The organism is Micromonospora sp. NPDC048063, from assembly GCF_043202855.1.
GTDB lineage: Bacteria > Actinomycetota > Actinomycetes > Mycobacteriales > Micromonosporaceae > Micromonospora.
Genome location: NZ_JBIDBG010000007.1, coordinates 233,999 through 247,396 on the forward strand (window position 1 = coordinate 233,999; position 13,398 = coordinate 247,396).

Below are 13,398 nucleotides of genomic sequence, written 5' to 3' on the forward strand. Positions count from 1 at the left end.
CATCGCGGCATGAGCGTGCGTCCGACATGGGCGTTTCGCATGCCGGTTGCGCAGGGGCCGTCCTGCGGGCGGCCGCGACTGCACACGTGGCTCCAGCGGCCCCACAAAGCGGTATTACCCTCCGTTGCATGCCTGAAGATCACGTGTATGGTGTGCGGCTCTTCGTCCCAGGGACTGCGACGACGATGGCTCAGTGGCAGGCCTCGCTCGGACGTTCCGGTCTGACGCTGGAAGGTCAGTCGCTCACGTCGCAGTACTTCGGCTTTCGCGCGATGGTGGAGTGGGTAGGTAACGACGGCTCGTTCGGTCAGGCGTTCGGTCACGGCGCGATGTCGGTGGCGGAGCAGAGCGCCGTCGCCGGGGCCGGAAGCGCCTTGGTCCTGGATTTGCCGGTGTACCTCGGTGAGGCGGCAGGCAAAGTGGCGATGCTGATCGCCGCGCTGGGCGACGCCGGAGCGCTGGGAGTGCGACTCGAGCAGTCGAAGCTGGGCTGGCCCGTCACACGCTGGGTTCAGGGTCTCGAGAGCGGCGACCCGTGGATGCTCTACCGCTGCGCCGTCGTGGTGCTACAGGATCGCGGTGTGTCGCGATCCCGCGGCATGCACGCGTTCGGGTTGCCAGATGCGCAGGTCGAGGCCCCACCATCCGAGGCCAACCAGCTCCTCGGCTCATTCAACGTGTATCAACTGGCGGAGGACCCCGTGCTGGTCAGCGGCGATACCTTCAGCCCCGACCTGGACACCCCTCGCCGCCGCCTCGAGCGCTGGCCCGATGACGGATTTCCGCCGGGCCACGCTTGCCACAACCCCTTTGGCGCCTGGCGTCTGGGCAACGAGGGAGGTGAGGCGAACTCGCGGAGCGGACTTCGGCCCGTATTCATTCCCGCGCTGGTGGCCCTCCTCACCGCCGCCGAGGAAAAGGCCGGTCGGCGCCTCCGCCGCGAAGAGGTGGAACGCCTCACTCGCGAAGGTGTCTGCATGATGATGACCCACGCCGATACCCAGAAGCTCGAACGCAGCCGAGGTTATGCAGACCTCGAGCCGGAGCTGGTCTGGAGGCAGTGGCAGGTCCTACGCGAGTCCCGAGGCTGACATCGTAATGACTTAGCACGCGTACCAGGTCGAACGTGCTGTCGTCGGCATGACCGCGCGATCAGCGGCAGAAGAGTGCAACGCGACCGGAGGGCCATACTGGTGTGGTGACAGCGCGGTTCGACCAGGCATCGGCGGAAGCGGCCGAGGCGCGCGGTGACTGGGCTACGGCGATCGCCCTGGTTAGCGAATTCGCCGAGTGTTACAGCCGCGACCCTTACCGACACAACGCGCACCTGTGGCACATGGACTTGCTCGCCAAGGCCGGACTGCTGCGCGAGTTGGTCGATCGGGCTGAGATGGACGTGCACGCGCGGCGCCATCTGGACCGGTTCCTGTACGAGGAAGGCCACGACGGTGTGCTACGTGAGCGTGCCCAGCGCGGTGACAAAACTGCCCTGTACCTTCTGGTGCGCCTGCTTCACGACCGAGGAGGGCCCGCGGCCGCTATGCAGGCGATCGCCGACATTGACGTGAATGACACCTACGCCATCAAGCTGGCACTTCGATCGCAGTCGAACTGGTAGGACGGCTGGAGGAGTTTGGTTGCGGCCCTCTTCGGCAGGAGATCGCACGACGCACTGACATCGACAGATCAGTACGCCTGATCTTGGTCGAGGTTGGCCTCGTGGGTCAGATTGCGAATGCGGTGACAGCGCTGGTTTTGTAGTAGACCGGGCGGGGTCGGCGTCAGGTCTACTGTGCGGTGAATCGATGCGCCACGTCTGTGCTGCCGGAGTTGGAGCCCGGCCTATTATGTCGGCGAGCTGGCCGAAGGTGGACTATTGCGATGGTCCGAGGACGGTTGTGGAGCGGCGTCGGGACAGTCCGATGGCAGCTACGTTTTGTCATGTCTTCGCCGTGCCTGCTGAGCCGGGGTCGGTGGCGGGTGCAGGCCGGGGCGGGCAGAGCGCGGCCACGGCGATGGCTGCTGTTATCGCCGCCCCGGCGGGGTAGGCCATGCCGCCAAATTCGTCGGTGGGCACCAGGCCACGCCAGAACGGCGAGTCAGGCACGGCCGCGCCTGACAGTATGCCCAGGTATTGCAGACTACCGAGCAGCCAGGCGGGGATCAGCAAGACGAGACCGACGATGGCGGTGGTGGCAGCGAGAGGGGCTGCCCACGGACGGTGCTCGAGACGGCGGCTGGCCCAGCCGGCTAGCAGCCATCCAGCCAGCATGCCGAGCAGGCCGACGGCGAGCGTCGAACCGGTGAGCCAGCGTGGTTCCGCCCGGTAGATCGAGACCCTGAGCCCGCCTTCGGCGTACGCTGCGTCGAAGTAGTCCTCGAATGACAGCACGAGTGCGTCGTTGCGTGCGATCAACGCCTGCGAGTTGTTGCGCCGGGCGCCGGTTTCGATGTCGGTCGGGCTGGTCGAGTAGGTGTCGGTGACGGTCCAGCCGGCCGCCTCCAGGCGTTGCTGCAGGCCGGCTAGATAGGCGTCGACGTCCTCGGTCGCAGGCGTTCGATCGGTGCTGTAGCTGACCGACGCCGCATCGGTCTCACCACCGTTGTTGCGGAAGGGGCCGTCCGACCTTTCGTACCATCGTGCCGATAAGCCCGGGGCGAGCATCTCGGCGAGCTGAGTCCACGCCGCGCCGCTTGGTAGCGCCGGCGCCGCCTCCCAACCAATACGGTTCGCCAGCGACGCGCTCAGAAAGCCGGAGAAGATTGAGGCGAAGATAGCCAGCACGACCACGCCCCTGCTGAGTGGGCGACCGGGTCGGGCCCGCATGCCTTGCCGAAGCAGGTTGAGCGTCTCAATAGGGCCAGGCCGGATGTGTCCGGCCTCGGCAGCCATGAGCAGCGTGTCTGCCAGTTCTCCGCGACGTAAGCCCTTCGGGTAGACGCGCAGCAGCAGACGATATGGGGTGGCGAGGCGGCGGCTCATGCGAACGCCGGGCCAGGCCGCGAGGCGTTCAGCAGCCGCGATGCGATGCTAGCGTTGCGGGCCAGTCGCGCTGTCTCCTCAGCGAGTGCCGCCGCGCCGCCGTCAGTGAGGCGGTAGTAGCGCCGAGGACGCCCTTCAACGATCTCCTCTCTGTCGATCGCGACCAGTCCTTGGGCGGCTAACCGGTCCAGCGCCGCGTAGAGGGTGCCGGCCTGCAACCTGACCTGGCCTTCGGAGAGTAACTCGACCGCCTGGATCATGCCGTACCCGTGCCGTGGTTGATCGACCAGCGCGGTCAGGATCCAGAACGTCGGTTCTCGCATGGCTTTCGACATAGCCGTCAATATAAAGATCATCTGACTATGTTGCAACGGCACTGGTGCCGCGCCGGCTGGGGCGCTTACATCGCCCGCTTGCAGTCCCGGGCCACGCCCCGCGAACCGGCAGACCCGAACAAGCCACACGAGCCTCTCCGGTGGCCGGAGGGAGCACCAACGGCCACTGCATCTCCGGGCAACCCCCCTATCGCAACGTCCCGAACAGCGCACTCATCTCGGCAGTTCCGGACGCCTACCGGCGTGCCGTCCACGCTCGCGTTACGTGACGATCGAATCGCGGCAGATCCGGATAGTCGCCCGGCGACAATCACCCGAACTTCGTCCATTGCCCTTCGGAGACCACCTCGACTGAGCCGTCGACGACCTTGATGGCCGTCTGTTCGTCGATGGCGTAGGCCGGGACGCCGACGTCGGCGGCCCATCGCTCCGCGTCAGCCATGGTGTTTGTCGGGAAGAGGTTCAGGTGCGGGAAGATCGAGAAGTCGACGACTCCTAGGGTGCGGTCGTCTGGTGCGGACGGCCACTCGACGAAGTAGTCCCCGATCCGGGGCGTCATCACCATGCTTCCGGCGCTCACTCCCACCCAGACCTTGTCGGGCAGCGAAGGCAGCAGATCGGCTAGCCCGGACTCGCGCATCCAGTGGCACAGGTATGTCGCGTCGCCTCCGTCGACCAGGAGCACGTCGGCCTTCCGGACCCAGGGGACCCATCGCTCCGCGCCGATGGTGGGCAGTGCGGTGAGCTCGAGGACACCGAGCGACGCCCAGCCCAGGCCGGACATGTACTGCCAGTCAGGCTTGGGCTCGGCGGCGACGAAGTCCCGTACCGATGTCGGACCGCACATCGGGTGACCCCACTGTGCTGTCGGGACACAGAGGGCGTGGCACTCATCGATCGGCTTGCCGAGCAGCTGCACGAGCACCGAGTGGATGCTCGGGTTCGTGACACCGCCGGACGTAAGCAAGAGCTTCACGATGCCTCCGAATTCGCGCGAAGGAGAATGTGCCTGATGACCAAGGGCCGCGCCGGCACTCATCGTAGTTTCGGGCGTCCACTTTCGGAGGTCCCTCAGTTGGCGGGGCGACTACCCTCCACCCGGTCCTACTTCGCCCAACACGCGCACCCGGCCGAGGCGCGCGGGACGCGCATGTCACGGCGACCGCTCATCGACAATAGCGGTTACCCAGCATCTGACGTCGGCATCGCCGGCAACGCAGATCGTGGCCGTATCCGGCGCCGCCGGCGTTCTATGGGATCAACTCAGCCACGGAAAGCGCCTCGTCCAGCCGACCAGCGGCCAGGTCGTCGTGACGGATCACGAAACTCCCGTCACTCCGGTAATAGAACTCGTTATCTACGGGAAAGCGGGCGAGCGACACCCACTCAATCGTCAGCCGGTGCGCCTCCTTCTCCACATGGGAATACCATTTCGCGGCCGGGATGACGATCTCGCCGGTCTTCTCGCGCCACGCGAGGGTCTGCTCCGCAATACTCTTGATTACCTCCTCGTCGGCATACCCGCCGATATAGGCGCTGGCGTACCCGTTGCCAGGCGGCCAGAGATCGTTGGCCAGAGCACAGAGTTCGTCAAGGTGCGGCAGGTCACGCTCGAGGTCACGGGCCATCTGCTGCTGGAAGGGCGACAGGTCGTCCTCGTCCTCGTCGTCCTCGTCCTCGTCGTCCTCGTCCTCGTCGTCCTCGTCCTCGTCGTCCTCGTCCTCGTCCGCCCCGAACCAATCGGGGAACTCCGCGCGCAGCGTGGCGCCGACGTCGTACTGCTTGTCGACGAACGCGTGGTCGGTGGATCCTGCCGCCACCTCGGTATCGGTGCCGGCCGGCACATACACGACTCGCCCGTACCTCCGCTCCCCGGTGGCAGCGGCCTGCTCGTGGTCCATGAAGAACAGCAGCGAGCCGTCTGCCGGCAGGCCGAAGCCGTCGACTCTTGGCAGCGCCGCACAGTCGACCGAGAAGATGAACGGCAACGGACTGACCCCGTCGGACGGCCAGTCCATGCCCACCGGCAGCCGGGGCAACCCACCGAACTGCCCGACCGGAACACCGCTGGATCCTCCGCTCAACCGGATCGACAAACGGAGGTGCTGGATGAACCGGCTGATCTCGTCGTCCGGGATGCCCAACGCGAGCGCTGCACGACGAAACTGCCCCTGATGATCCATAGCGCAACATGGTGCCACGAGAGCGAGCCCGGCGACCGGTGCCCCACGGCCCGCACGCGCTGTCGTCGGCATCGCTGCCGCCGTGATCGGGTGCGCACATCTCGGCACGTCCGGATGCATGCACCCGGGCGTTCACCTTCGTCGCCGGTTTCGGGCCAGCCCTGACCTTCGTTCGCCGGTCATGAGCGACCGCGCGCGGACCGCCGCGTGATGCAGTCCGGGGCAAGGCCACCTTGCCTCCCGCCGCGGCTCAGGCCCACGGCGGCGGCTCATAGCAGGACGCACGAGAAGTCCCGGTGAGTTCTGCGGTTCAGCGGAATGCCGATCTTGACGCGGCGAGCGATCTCCCCGCGGCTGATGCCCAGCCCCTTCGGCAATGAGCCGTTCGGGGCGAAGGGGCACGGGGTCGTCGAAGGTGACCGAAACCTGGGCGGGCCAGGGGCTTTCGGGAGGGGACAGGGTGAGCAGTTTCCCGCATGAGTCCCACTTCAGGGCGAACCGGTTGCGCCGGGTGATCAGCGGGTCGAGGAGGACGCGGGCGACGAGGGCAGAGGAGTTGCCGGAGTGGCCCTCCAGAGGGATCGGATCCAGGCACCGGACCGGGATGCGATCATGAACGGTGATTGTGCTGGTGCGGTCGCCGGAAACGCAGACGACCAGGAGCCAGATGTCGAGGAGTTTGCCGTTGGCATTGACGCGGAACTTCCCGTCGCCGGTGCCGGCGAGGCCGGAAGGGCAGTGGACGCAACGGAACGCGAGCAGGGGAAGGCGCGCGGGCCGAACGGCCCAGGGCAGCACGATATGAGGACGCGTAGACATGATCTCTCTGAAGACCTGACGGAAGGCATGGGAAAAAGAGCCGACGGCAACGTCGGCGACCGATGCACGGGGAAGGTGTCAGGTCTAAAGAGCAGGCGGCGTCACGCGGGGTGAAGTCCTCTCGTGAGTGGGTCGGAGAAGAAGATCCAGTTACAAGGTAGGGCGGGACGGGACGGCGAGGCCACCCATTTTTGTCCTGCCGCCGAGCACCGAGGGGCGGGGCCGGCGAGCTGCGCGTGGACCACGCGCCGATCGTTGCCGCGGCCCCCTTCTGGCGCATTCCGGCCGCCCCCGGTGGGACTTGTTCCTCCCGCTGGCCTTCGCCCTGCCCTCCGGCAGCGTCGCGGGGACGACCGCCGCCTCCCTGCCGCGGCGGATTGGTGAACAGAGAGGATAGGAGCAGCCTCCTCGAAAGCCCGAGCCCGGACATCCGTCGTCGTCACGGCAGCGCTCGCGTCGCGGCAGTCGAGTGCAGTCGATCTTGGCTCGCGCTGCAGATCCAACCGCTCGGTTGCGGCGAACTTGTGTGATGTCCTCGATAGACCGCGCCGTGGTCACGTCTGGAGGCCGCATAGGCGGGCAGTGACGATTGCCAACGTGCCATGAGCAGCGAAGAGACAGGTGGCAAGATCACGAGACCGGTTCGTATTCTCGGAGGCTCGATCGTCAGAGCTCGGAGGTGCCGCCGCGTATGCCGCCCGTTCCGGTCATCACTCTCGCCGCTGGCCGTGTACCCGGTCCGGAAGCCGTCTGCGATGCCGCCGGATGCCCGCAGGCGGCGGGGGTGACCTGGCAGGTGGCACGGTCCGGGGTCATCTTCGGCGACCGGTGGATCGCTGGTGAGGACATCGACCTGTGCCGGGAGCATGACAAGCGGGCACTGCGGTTGACCGGCGCCGAGGACTTCGTCGACGTCTGATCGGTGGCGGGTGGCCACAGTTGGAAGCGGGCGTGCTCGGCAAGGGCGGCGACGTCGTCGACGGGCCGGCTGTACCGTTGCAGGGCGGCCATCTGGTGGCTGGCGAGGTGGGCCAGGGCGGCTCGGATGGTGGCCGCAGGGTGGCCGGTGAAGCCGGGAGCGATCCTGCGGAAGATGGTGGAGGCGCACTACGCCACGCTCGATGCCGCCGGCGACGAGCCGATCACCGTGCGACCCGCCGACGTCGTCCGCGCGCTGGCCCAGGTTGCCCGCCGGGAGCGTCCCGCCGCCGCGTAGGGAAATGTCGGACGACCAGGCGGCTCCGCACCGGCCTGACGGCCCTGGTGTGGGCCCCGGCTCGTGCCGCTGATATGGAGACGCCGTGGTCGTCGTCAGTCACACGGTGCCGGCCGCGCCACCCCTTCGGGCAACCGGGTGCGGTCATTGGTCCGGGCGCACGTCAAGTTCGCGTCGGTCAGGTCCGCACTTCTCAGGTCCGCGCCGCGCAGGTACGCGCCGCGCAGGTACGCGCCGCGCAGGTACGCGTCGGTCAGATTCACGGTGGCCAGGTCCGCGCGGGTCAGGTTCGCGTCGGCCAGGTTCGCGCCGGTCAGCTTCGCACTGCTCAGGTCCGCGCCGTGCAGGTCCGCGCCGATCAGGTTCGCGCCGCGGAGGTTCGCGTAGAGGATCGCGCCGGGCAGGTGCGCGTGGGTCAGGTCCGCGCCGGCCAGGTTCGTGTCGACCAGGATCGCGGCAGTCAGGTCCGCGCCGGTAAGGTCCGCAGCGGTCAGGTCTGCGCCGCGCAGGTCCGCTTCGGGCAGGTCCGCGCCGGCCAGGCTCGCGCCGGCCAGGCTCGCGCTGTGCAGATCGGTTTTGGCGAGGTCGAGTACGCGGCGGAGTGGTCCTTTCGGACCACCCTTGTTGTCGTGGGTGCTGTCGCGGCGCCCCAGTACAGTCAGCGCGGCCTGGATGTCGATCGTCAAGGGAGACGGCGGCGTGAGCCGTTTGGGTGCGGGAGAGTGGACCCGGACGAACGCGGTGAGGATGTCGACGACGGCGGGCTGATCGTCGGCCGAGTCGCGCATGATGCGCTCCAAGGCGTAGATTGCCCCGAGCCGCACGTCTACCTTCTCCGGACCGGGCTGGCCGAGCTGCTCGACCGCCTTGGTGAACCGGTCGGTGATCTGCCCCTGCGCGGTAAGCCGCTGCTGTTCACGGTTGGCCTCGCTGGTCTGACGGTTGGCCTCGTTGGTGATGTACAGGCCGATAGCCACGAACAGCACCGACAGGATGCTGCCGATGGCCACGAGTCGCTGCCAGGGGTCGGGCTTGACGTCGATCGGCCCCACCGGGACCAACTCCAGCCGAACCGTCGACCGAGGGTGCTCGGTCGCGGACTGACCCCTGGCTCTCGGTCGCCGCTTAGTGCGCACGCGTTGACGATTTCCAGCATTCGACCGATCACGGGACGACGGCACATGTCCATTGAAAACCGATACGACCGACGAACAAGACCCCGCAGTCACACCCAGGCATCACGGATTCGAAGGACCAAGACGAGCACCCGGTGGCCAGCCCCACCGACGCGTTGGTTGGGCTCAGAAGCGGGGTAGCCATGCGTTGATCGCCGCGGCGACCTTGTCGTACCGAGTGGCTACCCTGCGGTGACGTTTGAGCCTGTTGATTCCGCACTCCACCGCGCACCGCTTCGCGCTCTCAACCCGAGACGTCGACCGCCGTGATCCGCCCGCCCCGGGCAGTCGGTGAACCGTCCGCATCATCAGACGACGCCGCGTCCACGCACCAGCAGTGCTGTGCAGGGGCGACTCACTCGTCTCCGCATCGGATGTCGGCGGCCTTGCCAGCGTTGTCGTAGACGATGTCGCACGTCAGGTGCGGGACGTACTTGGCCTTGTAGCTGATCTCCGAGCGTTCCCAGGCGTCCCACAGATCCCGGTCGTAGATACCCCGCCGGATGTCCCGCTGCCTGGCCCTCTCCCGAGCGATCTCCATCGGCGCATCGACCCAGATCCGGTGGTGGTAGTACTGCCGCAGCTCGGGGTGGTAGGCGGACACGCCCTCCACGATGAGATACCGGACCGCCGGCACCCTCACCCACCTACCCGGCCCACCGTCGCTGTCGGTCAGAGTCTGGTACTCCGTGAGCTCACCACGCCGGGCCGGCTCAAGCACCCGACGCGCGAGTTCCCCGCGGTCGAAGTCAGTCTTGTCCTCGTTGCTGACCACGCCGTGGATCAGGAAGTCGTCCAGGTGCACCAGATGGAAACTGCCCAGCAACTGACCAAGCCGCCGAGCGAAGACGGTCTTGCCGGCACCGCCGAACCCTTCCACGCCGACCAGTGTCGGCCGCTCTGACCGCCCGCCCTGGCCGATCAGGGCCGCGATCTGCGCCATCTCCAGCCCCAACACGGGACCCACAAGTTGCCGCGCATGATTCCCCGCCGTCACCTCAGCCGCCACCACCCCTTCCACCAGGTACGGCACGTTGGCCGCACGCTTCCAGGGCCAGTATCGACCCCGAAACCCTCGACTGGCCACCCGCCATCCCCGACGAACCCGCCATCCCCGACGAACAGGATCAGCGAGAGAAAAGCTGGACGGTGCCAGCCACGGCCGCGCCGCCGAAGATGTAGAGGTCCGCGGCAGGGATGGGGGCCGCCTCCAGACCTGCTCTAGGCCTCGTTTCAGGAGCGGGGTAGCCACTCGTTGATCGCTGCGACGTGCACGGTGGCCTCGTAGCGGACGGCGAGCTTGTCGTACCGAGTCGCTACCCCGCGGTGCCGCTTAAGCCGGTTGATGCCAACTCCACCGCGTGACGCTGCTGGTAGGTCACCGGGTCAAACACCGGCGGCCGGCCGCCCTTGGAACCCCTCTTCCGCCGGCCGGCCGCCTGGTCGACCTTGATCGGAATGGTCGCCTTGATACCCCGACGACGCAGGTACTCACGGTTGGCCGCGCGAACTGTAGGCCTTGTCCGCCAGCACCCGATCCGGACGGGTACGCGGCCTGCCACCGTCGGGCCTGGGCACCCGGATACCGGCCAGCACCGGGACGAACTGGCCACGGCGCCGTGCCGTTCGCAAGGTGCTTCCGTGTACGTCGGTGCCCCTACCTGCGGATTCCTCGACGAGCCACTGCTACTCTTCCCGGTCATGAAAACGGTTTTTATTACCGCTGGGCTGTGTGTGGTGTTGGCCGCCACCGGCTGTTCCGGTAGCGAGGCCGCCACACCGAGCGGTCCGACCGGTCCGGCCAGCCCGGTCCAGCTGACCAACTGCGGGCTTCCCCTCGGCATCGGCGCGCCGCCCAAGCGTTCGATAACGCTGGAACAGAACGCCACCGAGATCATGCTCAGCCTCGGTCTCGCCGACCGGATGGTCGGCACCAGCTACCAGACCGACCCGGTGCTGCCCCAGTTGCGGTCGGCGTACGAACAGGTGCCGGTACTGGCCAAGCTGTACCCGTCGCGGGAAGCGGTCCGAGCGGCGAACCCGGACTTCGTCTACTCGACCTACTCGTCCGCATACGCCCCGGACGCCGCCGGCTCCCGCGCCGACCTGGTCAAGCTCGGCGTGCCCGCGTACCTCTCCCCATTCGCCTGCGAGAACGCGGCGGACGCGGTCCCGACGGTGAGCTTCGACAGGATCTTCAGCGAGATCCGCGACATCGCGACCGTCTTCGACGTACCGGAGCGGGGTGAGAAGCTGATCCGCGAACAGCAGGGCCGGCTGGACACCGCCGGGCAGCGGGTCGACACGGCTGTGCCGAGCGCTACCGGACGGCCGGGCGCAGGCCCCTCCCTGCTCTGGTACTACTCCGGCACCACCACTCCGTACGTGGCCGGGCACGGAGGCGTACCGGACGCGGTCAGCTCGCTTCTCGGAGCTCGCAACGCGTTCACCGATGTCAGCCAGAAGTGGCCCGCCGGTAACTGGGAGGAGATCGCCAGACGCAACCCGGATGTGATCGTGGTGGCCGACCTGACCCGGGGCGGCGACGGCGACAGCGCCCAGTCGAAGATCGACTTTCTGCGCCGCAACCCGGTGACGTCCAAGCTGGACGCGGTGGTCGGCGGACGGATCATCACGGTGTCCGGATCGTCGATGGATCCGTCGATCCGCAGCGTCGAGGCGGCCGAACTGGTCGCTGCGGGCCTGCGCGGGTTCGTCCGATGACCGCGCGGGATACCGCCGACGCCGGCGTGCGGGCCGCCGGGGCGCTGGATCAGGCGGCCGCCCGGCGCCTGCTCCAGCTCTGGGACAACCAGCAGTCCGCGTACGTGGCCCACCGTGACCTGCGGTTCGAGGCGATGTTCGACGTGCTGCGGCTGCACTGCCCGGACGACCTGACGATCCTGGACCTGGCCTGCGGTCCCGGCGCGATCAGCGACCGGGTACTGGCCGGCTTCCCGCAGGCCGCCGCTGTCGCGGTCGACTACGACCCGATGCTGCTGACGGTAGCCCAGGGTGCGCTCGATCGGTACGGCTCCCGGGCCGAGGTGCGCGACGTGGACCTGGCGACCGAGGACTGGGAGAAGGCGCTGGCCGGGAGGAGGATCGACGCCGTACTCAGCTCGACCGCGCTGCACTGGCTCTCACCGGCACAGCTGCTGCGCGTCTACACCGCCGCCGCTCGGCTGCTGCCGGCCGGTGGTGTGCTGCTGAACGCGGACCACCTCCGGTACGACGGGTCGGCTCCCACGCTGAGCGACATCGCCCGCCGGCACGACGAGCGAGTGCAAGAGGAGACGTTCGCCGCCGGCGCGCTCAACTACTCCGACTGGTACGCCGAGGCGGCCCGTCATCCGGAACTGGCGGGACTGGCCGCCGAGCGGGAACGGCGGTTCGCCGACCGGCCGCCGCAGGCCCTGGCCCCGCTGGAGTTTCACCTCGCGGCACTGCGTACGGCAGGCTTCGCCGAGGTCGGCACCGTCTGGCAGTACCTCGACGACTACGTGGTGTTCGCCCGCCGATGAGCCCACCGGTCGCACCATCCCTCGCCCCGGCACCCGATTCCGGTGCCGGGGCGAGGCGAGCCTCGTTCACCCCTGCCGGCACCTGGCGCCCGGGTGGCCGGTACGTCCTGCCGCTGGCCGTGTTCCTGTTGCTCACCAGCATCGCGGCAGCGGTCGCCGTGGGCTCGGCCGATCTCTCCGCCGCCGACGTACTGCGTTCCGTGGGCACCCATCTGGGCCTGCCGGCCCGCCCGCTGCTGCCGCTGCCGGACAGCATCGTGTGGGACCTGCGGCTGCCCCGGGTGCTGCTGGCCGCGTTGGTCGGTGCCGGCCTGGCCGTGTGCGGCGCGGTGCTGCAGGCGCTGACCCGTAACCCGCTGGCCGACCCGTTCCTGCTCGGCGTCTCCTCCGGCGCCTCCACCGGCGCGGTGGCGGTGCTGGTGCTCGGAATCCACGTCGGCGCAAGCCCCGTCGGCCTGACCACCGGCGCGTTCGCCGGCAGCCTGGCCGCGTTCGGCGCGGTGCTGCTGCTGGCAGGTCGACGAGCCGTCGAGCCGACCCGCATCGTGCTCGCCGGGGTGGCCGTCTCACAGCTGTTCAATGCGGTGACCAGCCTGATCGTGATCTCCGACGCGCACACCCAGGACACCCGCAGCGTGACATTCTGGCTGCTCGGTTCGCTGACCGCGGCCTCATGGCCGGCGGTGGCGCTGTGCGCCGTGGTGACCGGCGTTGGCCTGCTGGTCTGTTGGGCCGCCGCGACGGCGCTGGACGCCTTCGCGTTCGGCACCGACACCGCACGATCGCTCGGCTTCTCCACCGGGCGAACCCGGCTGCTGCTGTTCGGCGTCACCGCGTTGGTGGCGGCCACGCTGGTCGCGGCGAGCGGGGCGATCGGGTTCGTCGGATTGACGGTGCCGCACGCGGTACGGTTCATGATCGGTTCCGGGCACCGCACGCTGCTACCCGCCTGCGCGGTCACCGGCGCGACCTTCCTGATCTGGGCGGACACCGCGGCGCGGACCGTGTTCTCGCCGCAGGAACTGCCGGTGGGTGTGCTCACCGCACTGCTCGGCGTGCCGGTGTTCGCCCTGGTCATGCTGCGCCGGACGGCTACGCCGTGACCGGCTGGGAGCCCACCGGCGGCGGGCGGGCAACCCGAGACGGCCGCGACGGCCGCGGGC

General features: G+C 68.2%; 15 protein-coding genes and 1 pseudogene. 8 read left to right on the top strand and 8 right to left on the bottom strand.

The genetic code is table 11. The annotated features are described in order from the left end of the window. The first annotated feature begins 128 nt into the window (after window positions 1–128). Complete coding sequence (locus ACGFZ2_RS19600; protein WP_393455358.1) at window positions 129–1,091, top strand: hypothetical protein; 963 nt, start codon at window positions 129–131, stop codon at window positions 1,089–1,091. 107 nt (window positions 1,092–1,198) lie between these two features. Further along, window positions 1,199–1,618 (top strand): hypothetical protein, encoded by a 420-nt coding sequence (locus tag ACGFZ2_RS19605; protein ID WP_393455361.1) that lies wholly within the window; start codon window positions 1,199–1,201, stop codon window positions 1,616–1,618. A 321-nt stretch (window positions 1,619–1,939) separates the two neighbouring features. Here the strand turns inward: ACGFZ2_RS19605 and ACGFZ2_RS19610 are convergent, their stop codons facing one another. From ACGFZ2_RS19610 to ACGFZ2_RS19630, 5 genes are all read right to left on the bottom strand, one after another. Beyond that, window positions 1,940–2,983: a hypothetical protein gene (locus ACGFZ2_RS19610; protein WP_393455364.1), complete on the bottom strand. Its 1,044-nt coding sequence runs from the start codon at window positions 2,981–2,983 to the stop codon at window positions 1,940–1,942. Further along, on the bottom strand, window positions 2,980–3,318 hold the full coding sequence (locus ACGFZ2_RS19615) for a PadR family transcriptional regulator (RefSeq protein ID WP_393455367.1): 339 nt from the start codon (window positions 3,316–3,318) through the stop codon (window positions 2,980–2,982). Before ACGFZ2_RS19615 ends, ACGFZ2_RS19610 begins: the two co-directional genes overlap by 4 nt. A gap of 310 nt (window positions 3,319–3,628) precedes the next feature. Next, entirely contained in the window at window positions 3,629–4,294 is a 666-nt protein-coding gene (locus tag ACGFZ2_RS19620; protein WP_350685477.1) for a Type 1 glutamine amidotransferase-like domain-containing protein, read from the bottom strand. 274 nt (window positions 4,295–4,568) lie between these two features. Further along, entirely contained in the window at window positions 4,569–5,501 is a 933-nt protein-coding gene (locus ACGFZ2_RS19625; protein ID WP_393455369.1) for a DUF1963 domain-containing protein, read from the bottom strand. 132 nt (window positions 5,502–5,633) lie between these two features. Continuing rightward, window positions 5,634–6,170, bottom strand: coding sequence for a DUF1062 domain-containing protein (locus ACGFZ2_RS19630; RefSeq protein WP_393455621.1), 537 nt, complete (start codon window positions 6,168–6,170; stop codon window positions 5,634–5,636). Between ACGFZ2_RS19630 and ACGFZ2_RS19635 the strand changes: the two genes are divergently transcribed. The 3 genes from ACGFZ2_RS19635 to ACGFZ2_RS19645 all read left to right on the top strand — a co-directional run bounded on the left by ACGFZ2_RS19635 (window position 6,066) and on the right by ACGFZ2_RS19645 (window position 7,536). After that, complete coding sequence (locus ACGFZ2_RS19635; RefSeq protein ID WP_393271244.1) at window positions 6,066–6,434, top strand: hypothetical protein; 369 nt, start codon at window positions 6,066–6,068, stop codon at window positions 6,432–6,434. The genes ACGFZ2_RS19630 and ACGFZ2_RS19635 overlap by 105 nt on opposite strands. A gap of 670 nt (window positions 6,435–7,104) precedes the next feature. Then, window positions 7,105–7,239: a hypothetical protein gene (locus ACGFZ2_RS19640; RefSeq protein WP_393271231.1), complete on the top strand. Its 135-nt coding sequence runs from the start codon at window positions 7,105–7,107 to the stop codon at window positions 7,237–7,239. 147 nt (window positions 7,240–7,386) lie between these two features. After that, entirely contained in the window at window positions 7,387–7,536 is a 150-nt protein-coding gene (locus ACGFZ2_RS19645; protein WP_393455372.1) for a hypothetical protein, read from the top strand. Window positions 7,537–7,631: 95 nt separating this feature from the next. Here ACGFZ2_RS19645 and ACGFZ2_RS19650 read toward each other — a convergent pair whose 3' ends face one another. The 3 genes and pseudogenes from ACGFZ2_RS19650 to ACGFZ2_RS19660 form a co-directional block, all read right to left on the bottom strand. Then, window positions 7,632–8,588: a pentapeptide repeat-containing protein gene (locus ACGFZ2_RS19650; protein ID WP_393455375.1), complete on the bottom strand. Its 957-nt coding sequence runs from the start codon at window positions 8,586–8,588 to the stop codon at window positions 7,632–7,634. Between the two features lie 478 nt (window positions 8,589–9,066). Beyond that, entirely contained in the window at window positions 9,067–9,744 is a 678-nt protein-coding gene (locus tag ACGFZ2_RS19655; protein WP_393455378.1) for a uridine kinase, read from the bottom strand. A 200-nt stretch (window positions 9,745–9,944) separates the two neighbouring features. After that, window positions 9,945–10,319: pseudogene (locus ACGFZ2_RS19660) on the bottom strand (transposase); the annotation flags it as partial. Between the two features lie 93 nt (window positions 10,320–10,412). On the opposite strand from ACGFZ2_RS19660, the gene ACGFZ2_RS19665 reads away from it, so the two are divergent. The 3 genes from ACGFZ2_RS19665 to ACGFZ2_RS19675 are packed head-to-tail and all read left to right on the top strand — an operon-like array spanning window position 10,413 to window position 13,338. Beyond that, window positions 10,413–11,435, top strand: coding sequence for an ABC transporter substrate-binding protein (locus ACGFZ2_RS19665; RefSeq protein ID WP_393455381.1), 1,023 nt, complete (start codon window positions 10,413–10,415; stop codon window positions 11,433–11,435). After that, the gene (locus ACGFZ2_RS19670) at window positions 11,432–12,235 is read left to right on the top strand and encodes a class I SAM-dependent methyltransferase (protein WP_393269678.1); all 804 of its coding nucleotides are present in this window, start codon (window positions 11,432–11,434) and stop codon (window positions 12,233–12,235) included. Before ACGFZ2_RS19665 ends, ACGFZ2_RS19670 begins: the two co-directional genes overlap by 4 nt. After that, a complete protein-coding gene (locus tag ACGFZ2_RS19675; RefSeq protein ID WP_393269680.1) occupies window positions 12,232–13,338 on the top strand; it encodes a FecCD family ABC transporter permease in 1,107 nt (368 codons plus the stop codon). Before ACGFZ2_RS19670 ends, ACGFZ2_RS19675 begins: the two co-directional genes overlap by 4 nt. Window positions 13,339–13,398 lie beyond the last annotated feature (60 nt).